We start from the raw sequence: 24,100 nt of genomic DNA, 5'->3' as shown, positions 1-24,100 counted from the left end.
AGGCTGAATGAACAGCCCGGTTCCTGTACTTATAAAAACGGGCTGTTGCTATACTCCGGGCCCAGGCCGTCCTTAGGACGCGATGCGGGTTTAACGGGGATCGGGCTCTCCATGCCTGGCTGTAGCGGCCCTGTAGGAGGTTGGCGATTCTGCGCAGAATCGCCTGAACTGGCGGGAGAAATACAAGGCATCCGTCATCCCTACAGATGCCGCCACCTGTTCCACGGAAAGCTCAGGCCGTTCCCGCAGGAGCTGCCGTGATTTCTCGATGCGGAGCTTCAGCAGATAGGTCACAGGCGACAAGCCGGTCTCCTGCTTGAAGATCCGGGACAAATAGGCGCGGTTGTAGCCCAGGCTTGCGCACATCTGTTCAATGGATACCGGATGGGCATACTGGGCGGCCATATAATGAATCATTTGCTTGACCGTACGCTTGACCTGCGATTCGGCACCGGACAGGCGGGAGAAGGGAGACAGGCGTTCAGCAGCCTCGCCTACAATCAGGTATAAATAACCGAGAGAAGTAAGGTCGGCGCTTTCTTTATTGGCATAAAAAGCTTGCATCATTCCTTCCAGTGCCCCCGGAATGGTGCTCTCTTCCCCAGCAGACAGAACGGGCTGCAGGGGAGTGAATCCGGCTCTGAGCACCAGGCTGTCCGCTTCAATGCCGGTAAAAGCGGCCCAGCGGTAATGCCAAGGCTGCCTGGGGTCCGATACATAGCTGACAAGCTGTCCGGGATGAATCAGAAAGCAGTCGCCTGCACCCAGCTCGTAGGTCCGCTGCTCGGTACGGAAAGTTCCTGAACCGGACACGATGAAATGCAGCAGATAATAATCGTAGATTTTGGGCCCGGCCTGATGATTGGGCAGTGTCTGGCTTTGGCCGGCAAACAGCACATGCCGCCGCTGGTTATCATAATATACCGGATTTGATCCTACCGAATAAGTATGTTCCATTTAGGGGCAACCTTTCTTGTGTCAACGTCTTAAGAAGCCGTTTGTCCTTGCGCTTGGATGGTTATGTTCTTTTCTATTATATATAGTGAAGTCACATTTATCCATACATTGCACACATGATTGCATTATCAGACCAAGTCTGATTTTATTATAATGTAAGCATGAAGGCGCGATGCTTATTCCATAGAAACAGTCGAGGCGAAAGGATGGAGCAGCATTCATGAGCACACAGGAACTTAAACGGAAATTTATTGAAAAGTACGGGGAGAGCGGAGAAGAGGCCCGCGTATTCTATGCACCGGGCCGTGTCAATCTCATCGGAGAGCATCTGGACTACAACGGCGGTTATGTGCTTCCGGCAGCACTGGAGTTTGGGACGACCCTGATTGTACGCCCCCGCAGTGACAACAAAGTGGTGTTCGCTTCTACAAATCTTCCTTACGAGGCATCCATTGATTACAGCGGGCTTGGCAGTGCCAAGAGCGGAGAGTGGATCGACTATCCGATTGGCGTCATGGTGGAATTGAAGAAAAAAGACCTGCCGGTATCCCGAGGCTATGAGCTGCTGTATCACGGGGATATTCCGAACGGTTCGGGTTTATCCTCCTCCGCTTCCCTGGAAGTGGTGACCGCGTTCGCTTTTCTGACTCTGGAAGGAGGGGATACCGATACGGTGGAAATCTCCCTCTTGTCCCAGCGTGCCGAGAATCAGTATGTGGGCGTAAACTCCGGCATTATGGATCAGTTCGCAGTGGCGAACGGCAAGCGGGACCATGCTATCCTGCTGATGTGCGACACCCTTGAGTATGAACTGGTGCCGTTTGTGACCGGCTCTTACAAGCTGGTGATCGGGAATACGAACAAGAAGAGAGGCCTGGTCGACTCCAAATACAATGAACGCCGTCAGCAGTGTGACGAGGCGCTCGCTATCTTCAAGAAGCAGCTCCCCTCCCTGTCTTACCTGGCGGAGCTGACGGTTGAACAGTTTGAAGCCTATCAGGCCAATATTGAAGACGGGATCGTCCGCAGCCGTGCCCGCCATGTAGTGGAAGAGAATAGGCGTGTCCTGGATTCTGTCCAAGTGCTGAGAATCAATGACCTCAAGCAATTTGGACAATATATGAATGATTCTCACCTTTCGCTTCGTGATCTTTATGAGGTGAGCTGTGAGGAGCTGGATATCATGGTGGAGGAGGCACAGCGTATTCCTGGCACCCTGGGTTCCCGCATGACCGGCGCAGGCTTCGGCGGGTGTACAGTCTCGCTGGTGCACGAGGATGATGTGGAGCGGTTCATCCGTGAAGTAGGGGAAGCTTATACAACAAGAACCGGTCTGGTTGGCGAATTCTATGTATGCGGCATTGGCAATGGTGTAGAAGAATTGAAAGGGGATAATTAAAAATGGCGATTCTTGTAACAGGTGGAGCGGGGTATATTGGTTCCCATACAGTAGCTGAACTGCTGGATCGGGGCGAGGAAGTAGTGGTTATCGACAACCTGCTGACAGGGCACCGCGAGGCGCTGCTGGGCGGCAAGCTGTACGAAGGCGATCTGCGCGACAAGGAGCTGCTGGCGAAGCTGTTCTCCGAGAACAGCATTGAAGCGGTCATTCATTTTGCGGCCAGCTCCCTCGTAGGGGAGAGTATGAAGGACCCGGTTAAATATTATGATAACAACGTATACGGCACCCAGTGCCTGCTGGAAGCAATGCAGAAGGCCGGTGTGGACAAAATCGTCTTTTCCTCGACAGCGGCAACCTACGGCGAACCGGAAAAGGTGCCCATCGAAGAAACAGACCGCACGGAGCCGGCGAATGTATACGGCGAAACCAAGCTGACCATGGAACGGATGATGGCCTGGTTCGATAAGGTGCTGGGCATCAAATATGTGGCGCTGCGTTACTTTAATGCCGCAGGTGCACATGCCAGCGGCAAAATCGGGGAAGACCACCGTCCGGAGAGCCATCTGATTCCGCTGGTGCTGCAAACTGCACTGAAACAGCGCGAAAGTATTGCGGTCTTCGGTGAAGACTATCCGACAGAAGACGGGTCCTGCGTGCGTGACTACATTCATGTCAGCGACCTCGCAGATGCTCACGTCCGTGCTGTAACGTACCTGCGCAGCGGCAGTGCCAGCAATATTTTCAACCTGGGCAATGGACTGGGCTTCTCGGTGAAGCAGGTCATTGAAACTGCCCGCAAGGTGACCGGACTCGACATTCCGGTAGTTATCCAGGATCGCCGCGCCGGAGATCCGGCTGTGCTGGTCGCCTCCTCGGAGAGAGCCCGTTCAATTCTGGGCTGGAACCCGCAGCATGCAGATCTGGAGAATATCATTCAAAGCGCCTGGAACTGGCATTCCGCCAATCCGCAGGGCTATGGGGAATAAGGAGAATTTAAGATGGACAACGAGAATAGACCTACCCCAGCCGCTCTCAAGGCACAGCAGGCCATTGAACAGCTTGTGCAGTTCGCGCTGCGCAAGGAACTGATTCAGCCTGCAGATTATGACTACAGCCGCAATGTGCTGCTGGAGCAGTTCAGCTTCAGTGAGCCGTATGCCGGGGAGATTGCGGATGCTGTGCTCGAAAGCCCGCAGGCCCCTCTGGATGTGCTGATTGATTACGGCTTCGAAATCGGGCTGATCCCCGAGAACAGCGATACTTACCGTGATCTGCTGGATGCCAAAATCATGGGCCTGCTGGTTGCCCGGCCCTCCGAAGTAAATGCGGAATTCTTCAGAATAGCGGGAGAACAGGGCATTGCCGCCGCGACGGATCGTTTCTACAAATTAAGTATTGATTCCAACTATATCCGCATGGACCGTATCTCGAAGAATGTCTATTGGCTGCAGGATTCGCCTTATGGAGATATTGAGATGACGATCAATTTGTCCAGGCCGGAGAAAAGTCCGAAGGAAATTGCCATGGCCCGGCTGCTCCCGCCGCCGGTCTATCCGAAATGCCTGCTCTGCCGCGAGAACGTCGGCTACGCCGGAAGGGTCAATCATCCGCCGCGCCAGAACCTGCGTGTAATCCCGCTGGAGCTGAGCAGCGAACAGTGGTTCTTCCAGTATTCGCCTTATGTCTACTATAACGAACACTGCATTGTGTTCCATCATGATCATGTGCCGATGAAGCTGACCAAAGCTACTCTGGGGCGCCTGCTTAGTTTCGTAGAAACTTTCCCGCATTATTTTATCGGCTCAAATGCGGATTTGCCGATCGTTGGCGGTTCTATCCTGACGCATGATCATTTTCAGGGGGGACGGCACACGTTCCCGATCCAGAAGGCCCCCAAAGAAGATACGTTTACCCACGTTTCTTATCCGGGTGTCAGCATCAGCATCGTGAAGTGGCCGATGTCGGTACTACGTCTGAACAGCGGGGACCCTGCTGTGCTGCTGGAATGCGGAAATGCCTTGTATGAGGCCTGGAAAGCGTACAGCGATCCTGAGGCCGAGGTATTGGCCTTCAGTGAGGTGGCTGGCGAGATGCAGCCTCACAATACGGTGACGCCAATCGTACGCCGGGCGGAGGACGGCAGCTTCGAGATGGATCTGGTGCTGCGCAACAACCGGACCAGCGAGGAGCATCCCGAAGGGATCTTCCACCCGCACCGGGAGATGCATCATATCAAGAAGGAGAATATCGGCCTGATTGAAGTGATGGGTCTGGCGATCCTGCCGGGACGGCTGAAGGAAGAGCTCGATGCCGTCGCGGAAATACTGGCCGGAGATACGGCCCGGCTTGTTGCTGTGAAGAGCGACGCAGGCCACCCCCTTGCCGGGCATGCAGGCTGGATACAGGAATTGGCGGAACGTTTCGGCACCTCGCTTGGGCGCGAGGAAGCCGTGAAGACTGTCCAGAATGAAGTGGGCATGAAATTTACACATATTCTGGAGCACGCCGGTGTCTATAAACGCACACCGGAAGGACAAGCCGCCTTCCACCGTTTTGTGCGCAGCTTCGGCGCGAAATAATATCATTTATCTGGTTCGAAAGCATGCCCCAGGCCATCAGGCTTTGGGCATGCTTTGCTTTGGGCAGGGGGCTTCACCAGCCGCCGCGATCCCCAGGCGGATCTGCCTGGAATCAGGCAAGGAGAGGCAAAAATGCCTTTGGATAAGCAGCTGAAGCGGAAAAAGCCTGATTGAGAGGCAAAAATGCCTTTGGATGAGCGGCTGAGGCGGAAAAGGCCTGATTGAGAGGCAAAAATGCCTTTGGATTGAGCGGCTGAGGAGGAAAAAGCTTGATTGAGAGGCAAAAATGCCTTTGGATGAGCGGCTATATCCCCGGAAACCCCTCCCCCGATTTGAATGCTTCAATCGAGAAGTCTATAATATGAGGAGCAGTACATTAATCATTTCAGTGGAGGTTTACACATATGCGTAAATTTGAATTTTATAATCCGACTAAGCTGATCTTTGGACAAGGTACGGTGGAAGCGCTCAAGAATGAAGTGCCCAAATATGGAAAAAACGTACTCTTGATGTACGGAGGCGGGAGCATCAAGCGCAGCGGTCTCTACGATAAAGTGATTGCCCAGCTGAATGCGGCAGAGGCAGTGGTGACTGAACTGGCCGGCGTTGAACCGAATCCGCGTCTGTCCACGGTACATAAGGGCGTAGACCTGTGCCGCGAGCATAACATTGACCTCATCCTGGCTGTGGGCGGGGGCAGTGTGCTGGATTGTGCCAAGGCAGTAGCGGTAGGGGCGAAATATGACGGCGACATGTGGGACTTTGTGGAACGCAAGGCTGCTGCACAGGATGCCCTGCCGCTCGGAACGGTATTAACCATGGCTGCAACCGGCTCTGAGATGAATAACGGCTCAGTCATTACCAATGAGGTTACCAAAGAAAAGATGGGCTGGGGCAGTGTTCACGCATACCCGGCTTTCTCCATTCTTGATCCGGAGAATACCTTCTCCCTGCCGCGCGATCAAACGGTCTATGGCATGGTCGATATCATGTCGCACGTGCTGGAACACTACTTCCATACGGACGGCAACACCCCCGTACAAGATGGATTCTGTGAAACCCTGCTGCGCACGGTCATTGAAACAGCACCCAAGCTGATTGAAGACCTGAACAATTACGAGCTGCGCGAGACTATCATGTACTGCGGCACGATGGCGCTGAACGGCATGGTCAGCATGGGCTTTGCCGGAGACTGGGCAACCCACAATATCGAGCATGCCGTATCGGCAGTCTATGATATTCCCCACGGCGGCGGGTTGGCTATTCTGTTCCCGCACTGGATGAAATATAACCTCAGCACAAACCCGGCCCGTTTCCGCCAGCTGGCAGTGAACGTATTCGGTGTTGATCCGGCAGGCAAAACCGATGAAGAAGCCGGTGCCGAAGGCATTGAGGCACTGCGCCGCTTCTGGGATTCCATCGGCGCACCCCAAACGCTGGGTGATTACGATATTGACAACAGTGAGATCGGCAGCATGGCCGACAAAGCGGTCCGCTTCGGTCCATTTGGTAACTTCCGCAAGCTTCAGCGGGAAGACGTTGTAGAAATATATAACATGGCGCTTTAATCCGCGAATCGGATACATCCGCCGGGCAGCCAGTCTCCGACATTCGGGGGCTGGCTGCTTTTTTGGGTGAATTTCAAGAAAGACCCAAGTTTGTGAAACCAAGGACATACTTCATACGTTTAAAGGAGTATGGAAGTGCGGAAGTAAAGACGGGAGGAGAGAGATATGGAAACGCTGTATTTGGGCTGCTTAGCTCTAGGCGTCATCTTTGCCGTTGTCAGCGTGTTGGTAGGAGATGTGATCGGGCATGCACTGGGTGGAATATTTGATGGGTTATCCTTCGATTTTCTGAATCCCGCCGTTCTGGCAGGGGCAGTGACCGTGTTCGGAGGAGCCGGTATTTTGCTGTCGCGGTACAGTAGTCTGGAGCCCGGACCGGTTGCCGCCCTCTCCCTGCTGACTGCAGCATTTATGTCCGTGCTCCTGTACCTCGGATTCGTGAAGCCGATGGATAAGAGTCAGGTGTCGAATGGATTTTCGATGCTGGATCTGCCCGGCAGTATTGGCGAAATCACAGTCCCGGTTCCCGCTCAGGGGTTCGGCGAGATTATGGTGAAGTTCGGTGCGGGCAACAGTCTGCATACGGCAGCCAGCTTTGAGCACCGGAACATCCCGGCCGGCGTCAAAATTGTTGTAGTTGAAGTAAGGGATGGGGTAGCTCTTGTAACTGAATTTGAAGAGAGTAAAGGAGATGATCGTTAATGTTCGGTATACCTGATTATTTGTTAATCCCCGCGGTGGTTGTCGCTGTTCTGTTCGTACTTGGTCTGGCGTTCTGGGCCCGCTACAAAACAGTGGGGCCGGACGAAGGGATGATTGTTACCGGTTCGTTTCTGGGCAGCAATCATATTTCGGATGACGGATCAGGACGCAAGATCAAGATTGTCCGCGGCGGCGGCGCATTTATCCTCCCCATATTCCAAAAGGCCGAGTTCATGTCCCTGCTCTCGCACAAGCTGGATGTAACGACGCCGGAAGTATATACCGAACAAGGTGTACCGGTTATTGCTGACGGTGTGGCGATTATCAAGGTGGGCAGCTCCACGGAAGATGTGGCAACTGCGGCCGAGCAGTTCATGGGCAAGCCGATCGAATCGCTAAAAAGCGAAGCCCAGGAGGTTCTCGAGGGCCATCTGCGGGCGATATTAGGCTCTATGACTGTCGAGGAAGTCTATCGTAACCGTGACCGGTTTGCCCAGGAGGTTCAAGGGGTAGCGGCACGTGATTTGAAAAAAATGGGACTGCAGATTGTCTCCTTCACCATCAAGGATGTGCGCGACAAGCACGGCTATCTGGATGCACTGGGTAAGCCGCGGATCGCTGCAGTGAAACGCGATGCGGAAATTGCTGAAGCGGAAGCCGTCCGGGATGCACGGATTCAGAAAGCAAACGCGGAAGAGCAGGGCCAGAAGGCGGAGCTGCTGCGCGATACTAACATTGCGGAAGCGTCCAAGGACAACCAATTGAAGGTTGCGGCCTTCAAACGGGATCAGGACACCGCGAAGGCAGAAGCCGATCAGGCCTATCACATTCAGGAAGCGCGCGGCAAGCAGACGGTTGTCGAAGAGCAAATGAAGGTCGAGCTGGTCCGCAAGATGCGGGAGATCGACCTGCAGGAGAAAGAGATTCTGGTCCGCGAGAAGCAGTATGATGCGGAAGTGAAAAAGAAGGCGGAAGCCGACCGCTATGCGGTTGAACAGGCGGCGGAAGCCGATCGGACCAAAAGAATGCGTGAAGCCGAAGCACTTCAATACAGCATTGAGACCCAGGCAAAAGCAACAGCCGAGCAGAAGCGTCTCGAAGGTCAGGCCATCGCCGATGCCGAGCTGGCCCAAGGTAAGGCGGAAGCCGAGGTTATCCGCCTGCGCGGTCTGGCGGAAGCGGAAGCCAAGGAGAAGCTGGCGGAAGCCTTCCAGAAATTTGGAGAAGCGGCGGTTCTGGATATCATCGTCAAGATGCTGCCTGAACTCGCTGGCAAAATTGCCGAGCCGCTGGCCTCCATCGACAAGCTTACCGTTGTTGATACCGGCAATGGCGAAGGCGCGGCCCGTGTCAGCAATTATGTGACCCAGCTCATGTCCACTGCTCCCGAGATGCTGAAAAGCGTCTCCGGTATTGATGTGGAAGCTCTGATCAAGGGGTTGACCCATAAGTCTGCAGCTTCACCGAAACAGGCTGGGGCGACTGTTGTACCGACCGGACCTTCTGTACCTGCAGCGGCGGTATCTCCGGTATCCACGCTTACTCCGGCCAAAGAAGAAGAGTAAGTAGAGAGATGAATAATCAGAAGGATGCCCGGTGAATACAGCCGGGCATCTTTGTAATTACACGGGTGTGCCGCTGTATTCGTTCAGCTCAGTGATCCATTTCTTGCTGTCAGGCGGGTAGCCCATGTATAATCGATAGGTGCCGCTCCGTTTATCTGGGCTGTTCAGCATTGAACAAAGGCATGAAGAAGTAAAAGAGGTGTCAAACAGTGAGCAGTATAACAGTGGCCAAGGTGCTGAACAACAATGTAATCATTGCCCAGCACCCGCAGTATGCCGAAGTGGTGGTCATCGGCAAAGGCATAGGCTATAACCGCAAAATACGCGATCTTATAAAGTTGTCATCCGTGGAAAAGATGTTCATTCTCCGCAGCCAGGAGGAACAGGAGCAATATAAGCAGCTTATACCGCAGGTGGAAGAGAAGCTGATAGAGGTTGTACAGGAAATTGTGCTGCATATTATGCAGAGCAGCCGGCAGCCGCTGAATGAGCATATTCATATTGCATTGACGGATCACATTGCATTTGCCATCCGGCGTCATGAACAGGATATCGCCATTCATAATCCCTTTTTGTATGAAACCAAGGAGATTTATCCCGAGGAATATCAATGGGCGGAATATGCCATTAACCGCATCAATGAGGTGATGGCTGTGGCGTTGCCGGCGGATGAGATCGGTTTTGTCGCCCTGCATATTGTCAGTGCGCTCAGCAACAGGCATATCACCGAGGTGAAGCAGCATTCCGAGCTCATTGGCGATCTGGTAGGGCTTGTAGAGGATAATCTGGAATACCATATCCCCCGCGAATCGCTGGATTATTCGCGGCTGGTGACCCATTTGCGGTTCGTGCTGGAAAGGCTGCGCCGGGGAGAGGCTGTTCAGGAGACGTCCTCTCTTGACGGACTGATGAAACGCGAGTATCCCGAAATGTATATGCTGGCCTGGAAGCTGACGAAGATTATCGGCCAGCGCGTCCGTATTCCGGTATATCCGGCGGAGGTCAGTTATCTGACCGTCCATTTGCAGCGTCTGGCCCAGAAGAAGGAAGACGAAGCGGATATGGAGGCAGGCGGCGGGGCGCACTAACTTTTTGAACAGCAGCTCCGAATTTTTTTTATGAATGGGGTTGCAAGTTAGAATTATTGGTGCTACAATGATCACTGTTAATGAAACCAAACAGAATATAAACGTGTAACTGATTCGATCAGGCATGAGTGATTTACAGTATTTTGGTTGTCCAGCCCCATCTCGGGGTAACCTATCCTTAGAGGTAGCTGGCGACTTGATGCTGTATTGCTCATGCCTTTTTTGGTTCTGTTTGGGTGAAATATATGCTGAAGGAAGTGAAAATCATATGTTCAAGAAGCTGTTTGGCGTTCTTCAAAGAGTAGGTAAGGCGCTAATGCTTCCAGTGGCGATATTGCCGGCGGCAGGTCTGCTGCTCGGTATCGGCAACATGCTGGTGAATCCAGACTTTCTCCAGTACGTCCCGGCGCTTGAGAATGACGTAGTTCAGGCAATCTCCAACGTATTGATGAATTCGGGACAGATTGTTTTTGACAATCTGGCGCTGTTATTCGCCGTTGGGGTAGCCATCGGACTGGCCGGTGGGGAAGGGGTTGCCGGGCTGGCGGCCATCATTGGTTTCCTCGTGATGAATGTTACCATGGGAACCGTTTTGGGTATCAATGAGTATGTGCTGAGCCAGCAGAATTATGCTTATGCCAGTATTCTGGGTATCCCAACCCTGTCGACCGGTGTGTTCGGCGGGATTCTGGTCGGGATTCTGGCCGCAGCCATGTACAAGAGGTTTTTCCGTATTGAGCTTCCGTCCTACCTGGGATTTTTTGCGGGCAAACGTTTCGTTCCCATTATGACGGCAGTGACCTCCTTGCTTCTGGGTCTGGTCCTGACCATCATCTGGCCACCTATTCAAGAGGGTCTAAATTATGTATCGCAAAGTATGATTAATACGAACCTGACCCTGTCGGCCTTTATCTTCGGAGTCATTGAACGTTCACTGATTCCGTTTGGGCTGCATCACATCTTCTATTCGCCGTTCTGGTATGAATTCGGAAGCTATGTGGATAAGGCAGGAGAATTGATCCGCGGAGACCAGCGCATCTTCATGCAGCAGCTTCGCGACGGAGTGGACTTTACAGCGGGGACCTTTACTACCGGTAAATATCCGTTCATGATGTTTGGTCTTCCGGCAGCGGCGCTGGCCATTTACCATGAAGCCAAATCCAAGCACAAAAAGATGGTCGGCGGCTTAATGCTCTCAGCGGCATTGACCTCATTCCTGACGGGGATTACCGAACCGCTGGAATTTTCGTTCCTGTTCGTGGCTCCGCTGCTGTTTGCGGTTCACGCCATCTTCGCCGGGTTGTCTTTTATGACGATGCAGATTCTGGACGTGAAGATCGGGATGACCTTCTCCGGAGGTTTCATCGACTACGTGCTGTTCGGGATTATTCCAAACCGCACAGATTGGTGGCTTGTCATTCCGGTAGGGCTTGCGATCGCGGTCATCTATTATTTTGGATTCCGCTTTGTCATCCGCAAGTTCAATCTGAAGACACCGGGCCGCGAAGAAGACACGGAAGAAGCCGTGGAGAACAATGCAAGCACGGTATCGACCAGCGGCGACGATCTTCCGCGCAATATTTTGTCCGCCTTGGGCGGGCAGGAGAACATCAAACATCTGGATGCTTGTATTACACGGCTTCGTGTTGAAGTGAAGGACAAGGCCGGCGTGGATAAAAACCGGTTGAAGAAGCTTGGCGCTTCCGGTGTTCTGGAGGTCGGGAACAATGTTCAGGCGATCTTCGGCACCCGTTCCGATACCATCAAATCACAAATCCAGGATGTTATGGATGGCAAGACACCGGCAGCAGCCCCTGCAGCGGCTGCACCTCAGCCTGAGCCCCAGCAGCAGGCGGGTGAGGAGGGCGTTGCCATTATTCCGGAAGATATCGTATCGCCGGTTAACGGTCAGCTGCTGGATATCACGCAGGTTCCGGATGCGGTGTTCTCCCAAAAGATGACGGGAGACGGCTTTGCCTTCCTGTCGGACGACGGCAAGATTGCTTCACCGGTCTACGGTAAAGTGTTCAACGTCTTCCCAAGCAAGCATGCCATTGGCATTATGTCCGATGGCGGCAAGGAAGTGCTTGTGCATATCGGAGTCAATACGGTTAAGCTTAAAGGCCAGGGCTTTACCGTTCTGGTTGCAGAAGGTGATCTCGTGGCAGCCGGACAGCCGATTATGGAAGTGGATCTGGAATATGTGAAGGCCCATGCGCCTTCGGTCATGTCACCGGTCATTTTCTCCAATCTGCCGGAAGGTTCTACTGTCACTTTGAAGAAGCCGGGCCAAGTAGCTATCGGCGACAAGGATATCATCAGTATCCAGTAAGATGTGCAATGGCGATGCACTTCCTTTATAATTAAAGGGAGTGCAGCCTTCACTATAAATCCAGAATCAACCATCCCATCAACAGAAAGCGAGTTGGATATTAATCATGCAAAAAACATTCAGAATTGTCGACGAAGACGGAATCCACGCACGCCCAGCTACAGCGCTGGTAAATACAGCTACAAAGTTCAAAGAAACCGAAGCTTTTGCAGAAGCTAAAGGCAAAAAGGTAACTTTGAAATCCATCCTCGGCGTATTGTCTCTGGGTCTGGAAGCAGGAGATACGTTGACCCTGATTACAGAAGGCGGCGAAGAAGCGGAAGCGCTGAGCGCACTTCAAGATGTAATGATCAAAGAAGGGCTGGGAGAGCTGCATGAGTAAAATTTCAGGAATCGCGGCTTCAGCAGGTATTGCAGTAGCCCGTGCGTTTATCCTGGAACATCCCGATTATACGATTGCGAAGACAGCAGTCAGTGATATAGAAGCGGAAGTAGCCAAGCTGAATGATGCGCTCGCGAAATCCAGAGTCGAGCTGCAGGGTATTAAAGAGCGTACATTGGCCGAGCTGGGTGAGAAGAAGGCGGAAATTTTTGAATCACACTTGCTGATTCTTGATGACCCTGAGCTAATCAGCCCCGTAACGGATAAAATCCGTCAGGAATCCGTCAACGCGGACTATGCGCTGAACGAAGTTGCTTCTCAATTTATTGCGATGTTCGAGAATATGAAAAGCGCATACCTTCAAGAACGCGCAGCCGATATGCGGGATGTCACCAAACGTATTATGAATCATTTGCTTGGTATTCATTATGTCAGTCCTGCGGAAATCAACGAAGAGGTCATTGTTATTGCCCAGGATTTGACGCCGTCCGATACGGCACAGCTGAACCGCAAGTTCGTAAAGGGGTTCACCACAAATATCGGAGGACGGACCTCGCATTCGGCCATAATGGCCCGTTCGCTTGAAATTCCAGCTGTAGTAGGTACCAAAAACGTGCTGTCTGAAGTAAAGGCGGGCGATTTGGTAATTGTGGACGGTCTGAGCGGGGATGTGCTTATCAACCCGACTGAAGCCGAAGTTGCGGAATACAAAGCCAAACAGGAAGCTTATGACCTGCAGATCGCCGAGTGGAAGAAACTCCGCGATGAGCCGACGGTATCCGCCGACGGCAAACATGTTGAGCTCGCTGCCAATATCGGTACACCCAACGATGTGAACGGGGTAATCGAGAACGGCGGTGAAGGTGTAGGCCTGTATCGTACCGAGTTCCTTTACATGGGCCGTGATAAGCTGCCTTCCGAGGAAATTCAGTACAACGCCTACCGGACCGTTCTGGAGAATATGCAGGGTAAGCCGGTAGTTGTGCGGACGCTGGATATCGGCGGTGACAAGGAGTTGCCTTATCTGGATCTTCCGAAGGAGATGAACCCGTTCCTGGGCTTCCGCGCCATTCGCTTGTGTCTGGACCGTCAGGACATCTTCCGCACACAGCTGCGTGCATTGCTTAGAGCCAGTGCCCACGGGGATCTGCGTATTATGTTCCCGATGATCGCTACTCTGGGCGAGTTCCGCGCTGCCCGCGATTTGCTGCTGGAGGAAAAAGCAAAGCTGAAAGAAGAAGGCAAGGAAGTATCGGACAACATTCAGCTCGGCATTATGGTGGAGATTCCGTCAACGGCTGTTCTGGCTGACCAGTTCGCCAAGGAAGTGGATTTCTTCAGTATCGGTACGAACGATCTTATTCAATATACCATGGCTGCCGACCGTATGAATGAACGGGTATCGTACCTGTATCAGCCATATAATCCGGCCATTCTGCGTTTGGTCAAAATTGTCATCGACGCTGCCCATGCCGAAGGCAAATGGACAGGAATGTGCGGTGAAATGGCCGGTGATGCTACAGCTATTCCGTTGCTGCTTGGATTAGGCCTCGATGAATTCAGTATGAGTGCTACTTCCATTCTGCCTGCACGCAGCCAGATCGCCAAATTGTCAGCACAAGACATGAAGGAACTGGCCGCAAAAGCGCTGCAGCTCGGGACCGCCGAAGAAGTGGCGGCGCTTGTTGAGAGCATCGCGAAGTAAGTTATCTGTGACCGTAACTCCGTTTGAAGCATTACACTTTTCCAACTACTCTTACGGCCTCCCTTTGTAGGGAGGTCTTTTTTTTGTTGGACATGAATTCGCCATTCCTGCACAGGAAGTGTATACTTTCTTTGGAATAGCTGCTTTCACTTTGCAAGCTTAAATGCCGGACACTTGCAGCCGATATAGAAGAGGTGGGCGGTAGAATATGGCCAGCAACCCAAACTTGTGAACGGGTTGTTACATAGGATGACACTATAAAAGTGTTTTGAGAGAAAGACTGTACCCGGTGTGGCCCGCTTGCAAAGTCGTGCAAGTATGAATGGGATCCTTTGTGGAAATATATGGACTTATAAGCTTCCTTGCGTTAGCGGCATGGAGCCATAGGATGGTGAATACAAATGAACAGCAATTATATGAATACGCAATCTGTAATAGAAACTTATGAAGGCCAGGATTTGGGCCTGACGTACTCTGCCGAAGGCAGTGTATTTAAAGTGTGGACACCCGCGGCGTTTGCGGTCTCACTTGTTCTATATGAGACAGGCGGCAATGATCTTCATTCCGGCATGACGGCCGACACCCGGGACAGCGGACGGATCGTCCATATGCAGCGGGAGGAAAGTGGAGTCTGGCAGGTCCGGCTGCCTGGTGATTTGAAGGGCAAATATTATATGTACCGGGCTATTTTTGCCGATGGAACTATAGCGGAAGCTGCTGATCCGTATGCCAGAGCCGTATCGGCCAACGGGGTACGGTCGGCCATTGTGGATTTGCGGGACACGGACCCCGAGCATTGGGAGAAGGATCAGTCGCCACCGCTTGCGCACCCGGCGGATGCCGTGATTTATGAGCTGCATGTGCGTGATTTCTCAGCCGATGACAGCTCGGGAATGATCTACAAAGGCAAATACAAGGCGTTTACAGAGACCGGTTTGGTAGACGCTCAAGGTCAGGCTGTAGGGTTGGATCATCTGGTTGAACTGGGCATCACCCATGTTCATCTTTTGCCTGTATTCGATTTCCAGACCGTGGATGAAATGAAGGCAAGTAAAGACGGGGCCGCTTCGGCACCTTATTTTACCGACTACAACTGGGGTTATGATCCTCAGCATTACAATGTGCCCGAGGGCTCGTACAGCACGAATCCGGCGGAGCCGGGTGTGCGGATCCGTGAATTCAAGGAAATGGTGCAGGCCCTGCACAGCCACGGCATTGCAGTCATCATGGACGTGGTCTACAATCATACCTATTCCGTGGATAAAGGGCCTTTTGAGCCGCTGATCCCCGATTATTTCTACCGCCGTGACTACAGCGGACGTTTATCCAACGGCTCCGGAGTGGGCAATGAACTGGCTACAGAGCAGCCGATGGTTCGTAAATATATCAAGGACTCCTTATTATATTGGGCTTCTGAATATCATATCGACGGATTCCGGTTTGATCTCATGGGCCTGATGGACAGCGTGACGATACGTGAGATTACCGAAGAACTTCGGCTTAACGTCAACCCCAATCTGCTGATCTACGGGGAGCCCTGGACGGGAGGGGAATCGCCGCTTGCGAGCCAGACGCTGAAGGGCGTACAGCGGGGCAAAGGTTATGCTGTCTTTAATGATAACTTCCGCTCTGCCATCAAAGGAGACAGCGATGGCTGGGGCAGAGGTTTTGCGACCGGCGAATATGGAAAGGAATGTGCTGTGGCCGCCGGAATTAAAGGAGCCATTCATGATTTCACCGATTCTCCGGTGGAAGCTGTGAATTATGTGACGGCTCACGATAATCTGAATCTGTGGGATAAGGTGCTCAACGTGCTGGGACTGCGGCACGAGGCAGGGTTCCCTGAGCTTGAGAACGGCAGACGGAAGGACGGCGGCAGTGTAGAGTTAGCCGTGGCGTTGTCCAACCCCTATGTAGGCGTTAATCCCGGAAATGTGCTCGGTAATGAAGCCGTACGCCGTTCCCTGCTCGCTAATGGCATTATCCTGACCTCCCAGGGGATTCCATTCCTGCATGCCGGAGATGAGCTGCTCCGCAGCAAATACGGAGATCATAACAGCTACCGCAGCAGCGACGCCATTAATGCCATCCGCTGGAACCGGAAACGTGTATTCCGGCCTGTGTTTGAGTATTACCGGGGACTGATCGCCCTGCGCCGGAGCCACCCGGCCTTCCGGCTGCACGGGCGTCAAGAGATTGAGCGCTCGCTGGAATTCCTACGCTGCGAGGACGGCATCGTATCCTACCTGCTTAAGGATAATGCCGGCGGGGACAGCTGGGACAATATTATGGTTATCTTCAACGCCAATCCCGGCCCGGTTACCTTGCCATTGCCTGAGCGTGAGGGCGGCTGGCAGGTGGTGGTAGACCACAACCACGCCGGGACAACACCGCTGCGCGTGATAGTAGACGGCGAGGTAACGCTTGAGGGATTGTCGATGATGGTTCTTTTCGATAAGATTAGTGCGCCGGGCCCCCGGTCCAAGGTCATTGAGATCCATTATGAACGCCCGGATGCCGATTACAGAGGCTGGAATCTTTGGGTGTGGGGTACAGGCATCCAGGATGGCCAATGCGATTTCCGCCAGATCGAGAACGGCTGTGCAGTGGCCCGAATTGAAGTGCTTCCGGGCACGGAAACCATTGGCTATATCCTGCGCCTGAATGACTGGGAAGAAAAGGATGGGGGCGGCGACCGTTTTATTACCTTCTCCGGAACTGAAGAGACGGTCAAGGTGCTGGTCCGGGACCGTGAGCAAGGGACGGAGAGACGCATCGGATAACGGATCTCCGCTGACCGAATAGAACCGTTTGTAAAGAGGCTGCCCCGCAATCGTCAGTATAGACGGTTGCAGGAGCAGCCTCTTTATAGTCGGGTACAGGGGAGATATTATCTTTTGTTCACCTTATGGGCATAGGCTTCGTCCCTATGCTCTTCATACAGGTTGGCTTCATTTCCGCCATGATTCTTGGAGCGGTACATGGCCAGGTCGGCGGCACGCAGCAGATCATTAATGGAGCTGCCATGCTGCGGATACAGCGCTACACCGATGCTGGCAGAGGTATGGAAGCTTGCCCCATTGCTGACCGACCACGTTTTGTTGAACAGCTGAAGCAGGCGGTCAAGGATTTCATTTAACATCTCCGGTCCGGAAAAACGGTGAATGACCACGGCGAATTCATCACCGCCGATCCGGAAAGCTTGTCCGGTCCCTTTGGCCGTCTGCTGCAGCTCCCGGGAGAGCAGCTGCAGGAATTCATCTCCGGCAAGATGGCCAAGTGTGTCGTTCAGCTGTTTGAACCTGTCGCAATCCAGCAGGGCCACGGCAATCTCTTGCTTGCGCTCCTCCGGCCGGCTGATCAGATTCTCCATATACATTTTGAAATGGGCCCGGTTGGGAATGGCCGTCAAATGATCATAGAAGGCCAGCTTGTGCAGCCGTTCTTCATATTGCTTCCGTTCGGTGATTTCCCGGGAAACAAGCATGAATTGAGCCGGAAAAGACCGGCTGCCGTTAACCGGCGATACCTTCGTCTCCAGCCATATCCAGTGCCCCTGGGAGCTGCGCATCCTTAGTTCGGAGATACGGGGCAAGCCATGGACCACACTTTTCAGCTTCGCCCACGCTATTTCCGGTTCGCGGATATAGTTGGAGAGGGGGTGGCCTTTTTGAGGGACATAGCCCAATATGCTCAGATGTGAAGGGGAAGCATACAGAATCAACCCGTTCGGGTCGGTTAACAGAATATAGTCGGACATTGTTTCGCCAATGAGCTGATACAGTGTTTGCTTCTCGAGCCTCTCTTTCTGCAATAAAATGATCTTGCGGCCGAGGTAAGTAATGACCAGGATCAATAGGAAAAGGAGCAGCGAGTACAGCGCGAATAAGTTGCTTTTCTTGACCTTGGCGGCAGCAGTTACCTGCATGGCATAGCTTTCGATCCGGTTCTCCGCTTCCTCCAGTGTGCTGCGGGCCTCAGTGAGCTGTGTATTGATGCGGGCGACTGAAAAAGCATCCGGACTCCAGAGGGTTTGTCCACGCTCTCCGATCAGCTCCTTCCCCGTCTTTTTCCAGCTGTTGAAACTGCTCTCGAAGGAATCCAGGGTTTGAAGGAGCTGGGTGAGCTGCTGGCCGCCTTGTTCCCTTCCATTATACGGGTGAGTGATTGCGTTGATATTGGATTTTGCCGTCATCACGCGCTGCCAGGCCTGCTCATTATTTTCTGCAAAGTCCCGGGAGAGACGTTTCCGCTCTGCCTCCGATACCTTTCCGTTCATTATGGTATGCAGGGCGACAGCCGCTTGATACAGGTCGCGGTCTGCATTCAGGATCAGCTCGGAATTCTGATAGACATCATAATATAATGAATCCGACATACGATTAAACGTATTGTTCAGATACAGCAATGAGGCGATACTGATGGCCAGCAGAAGAACGGAGATCGCTGCGAATAAAAGTATTAGTTTAGATGTAAATTTGAACCCCGAGAAACCAGCCACAACTATCCTCTCCCCGCACTGAGAACTATGTTTAAATCTCTTGCACAAATCGACAATATTTTTGCGTTGATGAGCAATTCCTCACTGAAGGGAAAAAGCTTAATAAGCCCCTATGTATCAAGCTTTCAAGGTAAAATAGAGGCCCGGTAGCCTGGGAGGAAATGCGGGTGTGGACATATATATCTATGAAACAGAGAAAATTATGTATGACCTACTGCCTTGTTCATCTTCGAACCCTTGAGTCCTATTACCCATCTTTTCCGCAAACGATACCTGCCATTGTAGAATCCCACTCAGGACTATAACAGGAAACCCAGAACAGCATCAGCCTTTAAAAGGTGAATAGATGGCGCATTCGAAAGCCACCTCCCGTGAGGTGCGCTGTAAGCCTAGGGCGGAAAGCGAAGCGCTAGAGTGCACTTTATACATCAGGATGGGAAAAAGTAGGCTCGTTTTAGGATTTCAGTGTATTTGGTGCAGCAGGAACCGCAGTATTCGCCGAAAAGTGCTTTATGGCTATCCTTTGAATGTACAAAATACATCATGATGTAGGTTTGAGTCTTGTTTAAACCATTCTGAGGTACTATATACATTAGAACAGATCAAAAGCTGGTGACGAACGCTAATCCATATCAAACAGACTTCAGTCATCCCTTATTTTTAATCTGATGCTGTACTAGGTTCCGCTTAGAAGGTTATACGTAAAACCTGGTCGCTTCGTCTCGACTGGCGGAACAGCCTGCGGAGGGTGACTTTTTTGGTGATCCCTTTATTTCTGCTTTCTTCTCCGTCTGAACCATGTAATCATCGTGCCGACCAGGGCCAAACCTAAGAATAATAGCTGTATAGCCCAGGGACTATCCAACATTACTTTGGCATGCCACGGAAACCTCATGCCTCTTGCCCCCTGATTGAAATCGTATTGCTGCTCATCACGGATTTAAAGAACTTCTGCCGATTGCCGGCAAGGGCATGGGTCCGATCTGGAAAGGGGTTTGGCCAACGGGGATCACTCAATCCTTCGGTGAGTTGGATTATGATAACAATGGTTTGGCTGGTCGTACCAGGTCAAGAAGAGCAGGGCCTTATACCCAAAGAATCATAGCTCGGAGCAACAGACTGTACAGTTCAAAATACGGACTCCAGATGAAGTTTTCCTGCTCAGGAAGCTTCGGAACCGGAAGGGCTGATTTTGGCTACAAACTCCCCGTAATCAATCGTAAAGGTTAAGCCCTTAAGAAGGGTCATGGATTCCTCGGCAAGAATAACAAAGCCCAATCCGGTTCTCCTTGTCAAAAAAGAGATTTTTGAGTATAATATTTAGGTATATCTACTGAGCAAAATGCATTGATGGAGAAAAGTACGCAGCCCCTGTCTTACAGGGAGGAGATGCCGCCTGATTGAGAGCGTCTCTATGAAGCAGGTCTGCCGAAGTTCGCTCCGGAGCAGTTCCTTGAAACTCCGCCAGGGCTTGCCCTGTGCAGAGAAAGTAGGGGATACCGGCCGCAGACCGTTATTTCTGTATAAAGTGAGACGGGCTTCATTCACGTTGGAAGAGGAAAGAACAACTCTTAAACGTATATGGGCATAATGTCTAACAAGGGTGGTACCACGGTCTTTTCGTCCCTTACCGGGAGGAAAGGCCTTTTTTTGTTGCTATATAAGCTGAACTTGAAAGATTTATCTCAAGTTCAGGCTTATATTACAGGCTGAATCCATTATTGATTTGAAGGGGGCTGTACACGGCCATGAAAGAAAAATTGGAAGCATTAAAGATTGAGGCGCTGGCGAAGCTGCAGGACGTCAGCAACCCGCAGGAATTGAATGATTTACGTGTCAAATACCTCGGTAAAAAAGGGGAGCTGACCGAGGTTCTGCGCGGTATGGGCGGTCTGAGCGCTGAGGAGCGTCCGATCATCGGGCAAGTAGCCAATCTGGTGCGCAGCGCAATTGAAGAGATTGTCGAAGCGAAGCAGGAGGCATTTGTGCAGCAGGAGACTCTGAACCGGCTGCAAGCGGAGAAAGTGGACGTTACACTGCCCGGCCGCCGACTGGCCCAAGGAGGCATACATCCGCTGAGCCGGGTGGTACAGGAAATTGAAGATATCTTCATCGGCATGGGCTACCGGGTGGCTGAGGGGCCCGAGGTCGAGACGGATTATTATAACTTTGAAGCGCTCAATCTGCCGAAGAACCATCCGGCACGCGACATGCAGGATTCCTTCTATTTAACGGATGATCTGCTGATGCGCACCCAGACGTCTCCGGTGCAGGTCCGGACCATGCAGGCGATGAAGGGTGAAGCCCCTGTCAAAATCATCTGCCCGGGCAAAGTGTTCCGCCGTGACGACGACGATGCGACCCACTCTTTCCAGTTCCACCAGATTGAAGGTCTGGTGATTGGCCGTGACATCCGCATGAGTGACCTGAAGGGAACTCTGCAGCAATTTGTACAAGAGATGTTTGGGGCGAATACCGATATTCGTCTCCGTCCAAGCTTCTTCCCGTTCACCGAGCCTAGTGTAGAGGTGGATGTGAGCTGTTTCAAATGCGGAGGCAACGGCTGCCGGCTCTGCAAACAAACGGGCTGGCTGGAGATTCTCGGCGCCGGGATGGTACATCCGAACGTTCTGGAAATGGGCGGCTACGATCCGGCTGAATACAGTGGTTTTGCTTTTGGCATGGGGGTAGAACGGATTGCCATGCTCAAATACGGCATCGATGATATCCGTCATTTCTACAGTAATGATATGAGCTTCGTGAAGCAGTTCAGGGGTGTATAGACTGCCGGTTGGCAGGTTGGATCAGGCAATAACAACATCTGAAACAAAAGGAAGTGAGCGGACATGAAAGTATCAACCGGATGGTTGGCTGAATATATATCGTTAGAGGGAGTGACCGCCGAAGAGCTTGCCGACAAAATAACGGCAGCCGGCATCGAAATCGATGGGGTGGAACGCCGCAACAAAGGCATTTCCGGCATTGTCACCGGCTATGTGAAATCGAAAGAGAAACACCCGGATGCCGACAAGCTGAACGTCTGTATCGTGGACGCCGGACAAGGCGAGGATCTGCAAATCGTCTGCGGTGCCAAAAATGTGGAAGCAGGCCAAAAAGTGCCGGTAGCCCTTGTTGGTGCCAAATTGCCGGGTCTGGATATCAAAAAGGCGAAGCTGCGCGGCGTTCTTTCGCAAGGCATGATCTGCTCGGCCAAAGAGCTGGGTCTGAACGACAAGCTTCTGCCCAAGGAGCTCCAGGAAGGTATCCTGGTTCTGCCGGAGGATATGGAGGTTGGCCTGGATATTGCGGATGTGCTGGGACTGAACGACGAGGTTCTGGAATTCGACCTGACTCCGAACCGTTCCGATTGCCTCAGCATGATCGGTGCAGCTTACGAAGTCAGTGCCATTCTGGCGCGTGAGGTGAACCTGCCGAAGCCGGAGGCTGATCTTGTTGAAGCGGGCGGCAGTGCCGTTGCTTCGATTTCCGTAAGCATTGAGAATGAAGAACACTGCGGGCATTATGCTGTGCGGTATATTTCCGGAGTGAAGCCTGGGCCTTCCCCGCTCTGGATTCAGAACCGTCTGATGGCAGCAGGCGTGCGTCCGATCAATAATATTGTGGATATTACCAATTATGTGATGCTGGAGTACGGGCAGCCGCTCCATGCTTTTGATGCGGATAGACTGGAAGGCGGCGTTCTCAGCGTTCGTCAGGCCCGCGAGGGTGAAGTGCTGACTACGCTGGACGGCCAGGAGCGGAAGCTGGAGCCGCAAATGCTGGTCATTGCCGACGGTGCCAAAGCTGTAGCGCTGGCGGGTGTAATGGGCGGCCTGAATTCTGAGGTAACCGGAGCTACAGTGAATCTGGTGCTGGAATCCGCCAGATTCGACGGCGGAACGGTGCGCAAGACCTCCCGGCAGCTGGGGCTTCGCTCCGAAGCTTCCCTGCGTTTCGAGAAGGAGGTTGATCCTCAGGCAGTCCTGCCGGCACTGAACCGTGCCGCAACCCTTATTGCCCGTTATGCCGGGGGAACCGTCCTTGAAGGCATTGTCCAGGCTGGAAGCGATGCAGCCGAAGAGAAAATACTGAGCTTGTCGCTGAACAAGCTGAACCGTTATCTGGGCACAGAGCTGTCGCTGTTGGAGGTTAAGACGCTGTTTGGCCGTCTGCATTTCAAATGCGGCGATGCCGCTTCGGATATGCTGGAAGTACAGGTGCCGACAAGACGCGGAGACATCAGCTACGATGTGGATCTTATTGAAGAAATTGCCCGGCTTTACGGTTATGACAAAATTCCGACGACCCTGATTGAAGGCGTAACGACACCGGGTGCTTTGACGGCTTCGCAGAACATCCGCCGTGAGCTGCGCCGTCTTTTGGCACATGGCGGGTACCAGGAGGTGCTGGGTTATTCGTTCATTCAGCCGGAACAAAGCAAGCTGTTCCCTGCCTTGTCAGGGGGAGAACTGGCCGTCAAACTGGCTATGCCGATGAGCGAAGAGCGTAGTGTGCTGCGTACGAGCCTGCTGCCGCAGCTGCTCGATATTGCCAGCTACAATACCAACCGCCGGCAAAGTGACCTGGCATTGTTCGAAATCGGGAATGTATTCTTCACGGATGAAGAACAATTGACCCGCCAGCCGCGTGAATTGCCGGTCATGGGGCTTTTGCTTAGCGGTACCCGTGTCGCCAAGCAATGGAATGCAGCCGCCGAACCGGTGGATTTCTTCGATCTGAAAGGAGCACTGGAGACCGTTGTTGCCCATCTGGGTCTACACGAGCGTATCGTTTATGAAGGTGACGCGCCGGAAGGCTACCATCCGGGACGTTCGGCCTCGATCTATTTGCAGGGGACGGAAGGACGCTTGCAGATAGGAACCCTAGGACAGATTCATCCCGAGCTGCAGCGGAAGCTTGATCTGGTGGACACCTATGTTGCGGAAATCCTGCTCCAGCCGCTGTATGATATGGCAGCAAGCCGTCTGCAATACAAGGATCTGCCCCGTTTCCCGGGTATGGAGCGGGATATTGCGGTAGTGGTTGATGCTTCGGTATCGGCAGGGGATCTGCTGAATACCATTCGTGAAAATGGAGGCAGCCTGCTGCAATCAGTACAGGTATTTGATGTCTACAGCGGAGGCAAGCTGGACAGCGGCAAAAAGAGTATCGCGATCTCGCTGCTGTACCGCCATAATGACCATACATTAACCGATGACGAGGTGTCAGAGGTGCACGAACAGGTTCTGGCGTCACTTGGGCAAACTTTTGGCGCAGAATTAAGAAAGTAGCAGGAATTGTGCAAAGCCGCAGCGAATC

At 52.6% G+C, this 24,100-nt stretch carries 15 protein-coding genes; 13 read left to right on the top strand and 2 right to left on the bottom strand.

Translation table 11 applies throughout. From position 1 onward, the window contains the following. Positions 1-90 precede the first annotated feature (90 nt). A complete protein-coding gene (locus IEY53_RS09565; RefSeq protein ID WP_189024277.1) occupies positions 91-957 on the bottom strand; it encodes an AraC family transcriptional regulator in 867 nt (288 codons plus the stop codon). 220 nt (positions 958-1,177) lie between these two features. Here IEY53_RS09565 and IEY53_RS09560 point away from each other — a divergent pair, with 220 nt between their 5' ends. The 11 genes from IEY53_RS09560 to pulA all read left to right on the top strand — a co-directional run bounded on the left by IEY53_RS09560 (position 1,178) and on the right by pulA (position 17,063). Beyond that, complete coding sequence (locus IEY53_RS09560) at positions 1,178-2,356, top strand: galactokinase (protein WP_189024275.1); 1,179 nt, start codon at positions 1,178-1,180, stop codon at positions 2,354-2,356. 2 nt (positions 2,357-2,358) lie between these two features. Further along, positions 2,359-3,345, top strand: a complete 987-nt coding sequence (galE, locus tag IEY53_RS09555; RefSeq protein ID WP_189024274.1) for a UDP-glucose 4-epimerase GalE — start codon at positions 2,359-2,361, stop codon at positions 3,343-3,345. Positions 3,346-3,357: 12 nt separating this feature from the next. Continuing rightward, complete coding sequence (locus tag IEY53_RS09550; protein ID WP_189024272.1) at positions 3,358-4,938, top strand: UDP-glucose--hexose-1-phosphate uridylyltransferase; 1,581 nt, start codon at positions 3,358-3,360, stop codon at positions 4,936-4,938. 404 nt (positions 4,939-5,342) lie between these two features. Further along, a complete protein-coding gene (locus IEY53_RS09545; protein WP_189024270.1) occupies positions 5,343-6,506 on the top strand; it encodes an iron-containing alcohol dehydrogenase in 1,164 nt (387 codons plus the stop codon). Between the two features lie 165 nt (positions 6,507-6,671). Next, positions 6,672-7,208 carry an NfeD family membrane protein gene (locus IEY53_RS09540; RefSeq protein ID WP_189024268.1) on the top strand — a complete coding sequence of 179 codons (537 nt, stop codon included), beginning with the start codon at positions 6,672-6,674 and terminating at the stop codon, positions 7,206-7,208. Continuing rightward, positions 7,208-8,773, top strand: coding sequence for a flotillin lipid rafts scaffold protein FloT (floT, locus tag IEY53_RS09535; protein ID WP_229696059.1), 1,566 nt, complete (start codon positions 7,208-7,210; stop codon positions 8,771-8,773). Before IEY53_RS09540 ends, floT begins: the two co-directional genes overlap by 1 nt. Before the next feature lie 209 nt (positions 8,774-8,982). Beyond that, positions 8,983-9,861 (top strand): glucose PTS transporter transcription antiterminator GlcT, encoded by an 879-nt coding sequence (glcT, locus tag IEY53_RS09530; protein WP_189024266.1) that lies wholly within the window; start codon positions 8,983-8,985, stop codon positions 9,859-9,861. Positions 9,862-10,129: 268 nt separating this feature from the next. Beyond that, complete coding sequence (gene ptsG / locus IEY53_RS09525) at positions 10,130-12,193, top strand: glucose-specific PTS transporter subunit IIBC (protein WP_189024264.1); 2,064 nt, start codon at positions 10,130-10,132, stop codon at positions 12,191-12,193. Between the two features lie 106 nt (positions 12,194-12,299). Further along, entirely contained in the window at positions 12,300-12,575 is a 276-nt protein-coding gene (locus IEY53_RS09520; RefSeq protein WP_189024262.1) for an HPr family phosphocarrier protein, read from the top strand. Then, complete coding sequence (ptsP, locus tag IEY53_RS09515) at positions 12,568-14,280, top strand: phosphoenolpyruvate--protein phosphotransferase (RefSeq protein WP_189024260.1); 1,713 nt, start codon at positions 12,568-12,570, stop codon at positions 14,278-14,280. The genes IEY53_RS09520 and ptsP overlap by 8 nt, the downstream gene beginning before the upstream one ends. A gap of 401 nt (positions 14,281-14,681) precedes the next feature. Continuing rightward, positions 14,682-17,063: a type I pullulanase gene (gene pulA, locus IEY53_RS09510; protein ID WP_189024258.1), complete on the top strand. Its 2,382-nt coding sequence runs from the start codon at positions 14,682-14,684 to the stop codon at positions 17,061-17,063. A gap of 107 nt (positions 17,064-17,170) precedes the next feature. Here pulA and IEY53_RS09505 read toward each other — a convergent pair whose 3' ends face one another. Continuing rightward, a complete protein-coding gene (locus tag IEY53_RS09505) occupies positions 17,171-18,781 on the bottom strand; it encodes a diguanylate cyclase domain-containing protein (protein WP_189024256.1) in 1,611 nt (536 codons plus the stop codon). Between the two features lie 1,748 nt (positions 18,782-20,529). Between IEY53_RS09505 and pheS the strand changes: the two genes are divergently transcribed. Next, positions 20,530-21,564, top strand: coding sequence for a phenylalanine--tRNA ligase subunit alpha (gene pheS / locus IEY53_RS09500; RefSeq protein ID WP_189024247.1), 1,035 nt, complete (start codon positions 20,530-20,532; stop codon positions 21,562-21,564). A gap of 63 nt (positions 21,565-21,627) precedes the next feature. Then, a complete protein-coding gene (pheT, locus tag IEY53_RS09495) occupies positions 21,628-24,072 on the top strand; it encodes a phenylalanine--tRNA ligase subunit beta (protein ID WP_189024245.1) in 2,445 nt (814 codons plus the stop codon). Positions 24,073-24,100 lie beyond the last annotated feature (28 nt).

Origin of the sequence: Paenibacillus albidus, from assembly GCF_014644435.1 — a bacterium.
In the GTDB taxonomy this organism is placed as follows: domain Bacteria; phylum Bacillota; class Bacilli; order Paenibacillales; family Paenibacillaceae; genus Paenibacillus_AQ; species Paenibacillus_AQ albidus.
The sequence above is the reverse complement of the archived record's forward strand: the minus strand, read 5'-3'. Positions and strand labels throughout refer to the sequence as shown.

Bases quoted from the DNA above. Each gene is read 5' to 3' on its own strand.
- floT (WP_229696059.1), top strand. From the start codon at position 7,208: ATGTTCGGTATACCTGATTATTTGTTAATCCCCGCGGTGGTTGTCGCT.
- IEY53_RS09520 (WP_189024262.1), top strand. From the start codon at position 12,300: ATGCAAAAAACATTCAGAATTGTCGACGAAGACGGAATCCACGCACGC.
- pheS (WP_189024247.1), top strand. From the start codon at position 20,530: ATGAAAGAAAAATTGGAAGCATTAAAGATTGAGGCGCTGGCGAAGCTG.
- pulA (WP_189024258.1), top strand. From the start codon at position 14,682: ATGAACAGCAATTATATGAATACGCAATCTGTAATAGAAACTTATGAA.
- IEY53_RS09560 (WP_189024275.1), top strand. From the start codon at position 1,178: ATGAGCACACAGGAACTTAAACGGAAATTTATTGAAAAGTACGGGGAG.
- galE (WP_189024274.1), top strand. From the start codon at position 2,359: ATGGCGATTCTTGTAACAGGTGGAGCGGGGTATATTGGTTCCCATACA.
- IEY53_RS09565 (WP_189024277.1), bottom strand. From the start codon at position 957: ATGGAACATACTTATTCGGTAGGATCAAATCCGGTATATTATGATAAC.
- ptsG (WP_189024264.1), top strand. From the start codon at position 10,130: ATGTTCAAGAAGCTGTTTGGCGTTCTTCAAAGAGTAGGTAAGGCGCTA.
- IEY53_RS09545 (WP_189024270.1), top strand. From the start codon at position 5,343: ATGCGTAAATTTGAATTTTATAATCCGACTAAGCTGATCTTTGGACAA.
- IEY53_RS09540 (WP_189024268.1), top strand. From the start codon at position 6,672: ATGGAAACGCTGTATTTGGGCTGCTTAGCTCTAGGCGTCATCTTTGCC.
- pheT (WP_189024245.1), top strand. From the start codon at position 21,628: ATGAAAGTATCAACCGGATGGTTGGCTGAATATATATCGTTAGAGGGA.
- IEY53_RS09550 (WP_189024272.1), top strand. From the start codon at position 3,358: ATGGACAACGAGAATAGACCTACCCCAGCCGCTCTCAAGGCACAGCAG.
- ptsP (WP_189024260.1), top strand. From the start codon at position 12,568: ATGAGTAAAATTTCAGGAATCGCGGCTTCAGCAGGTATTGCAGTAGCC.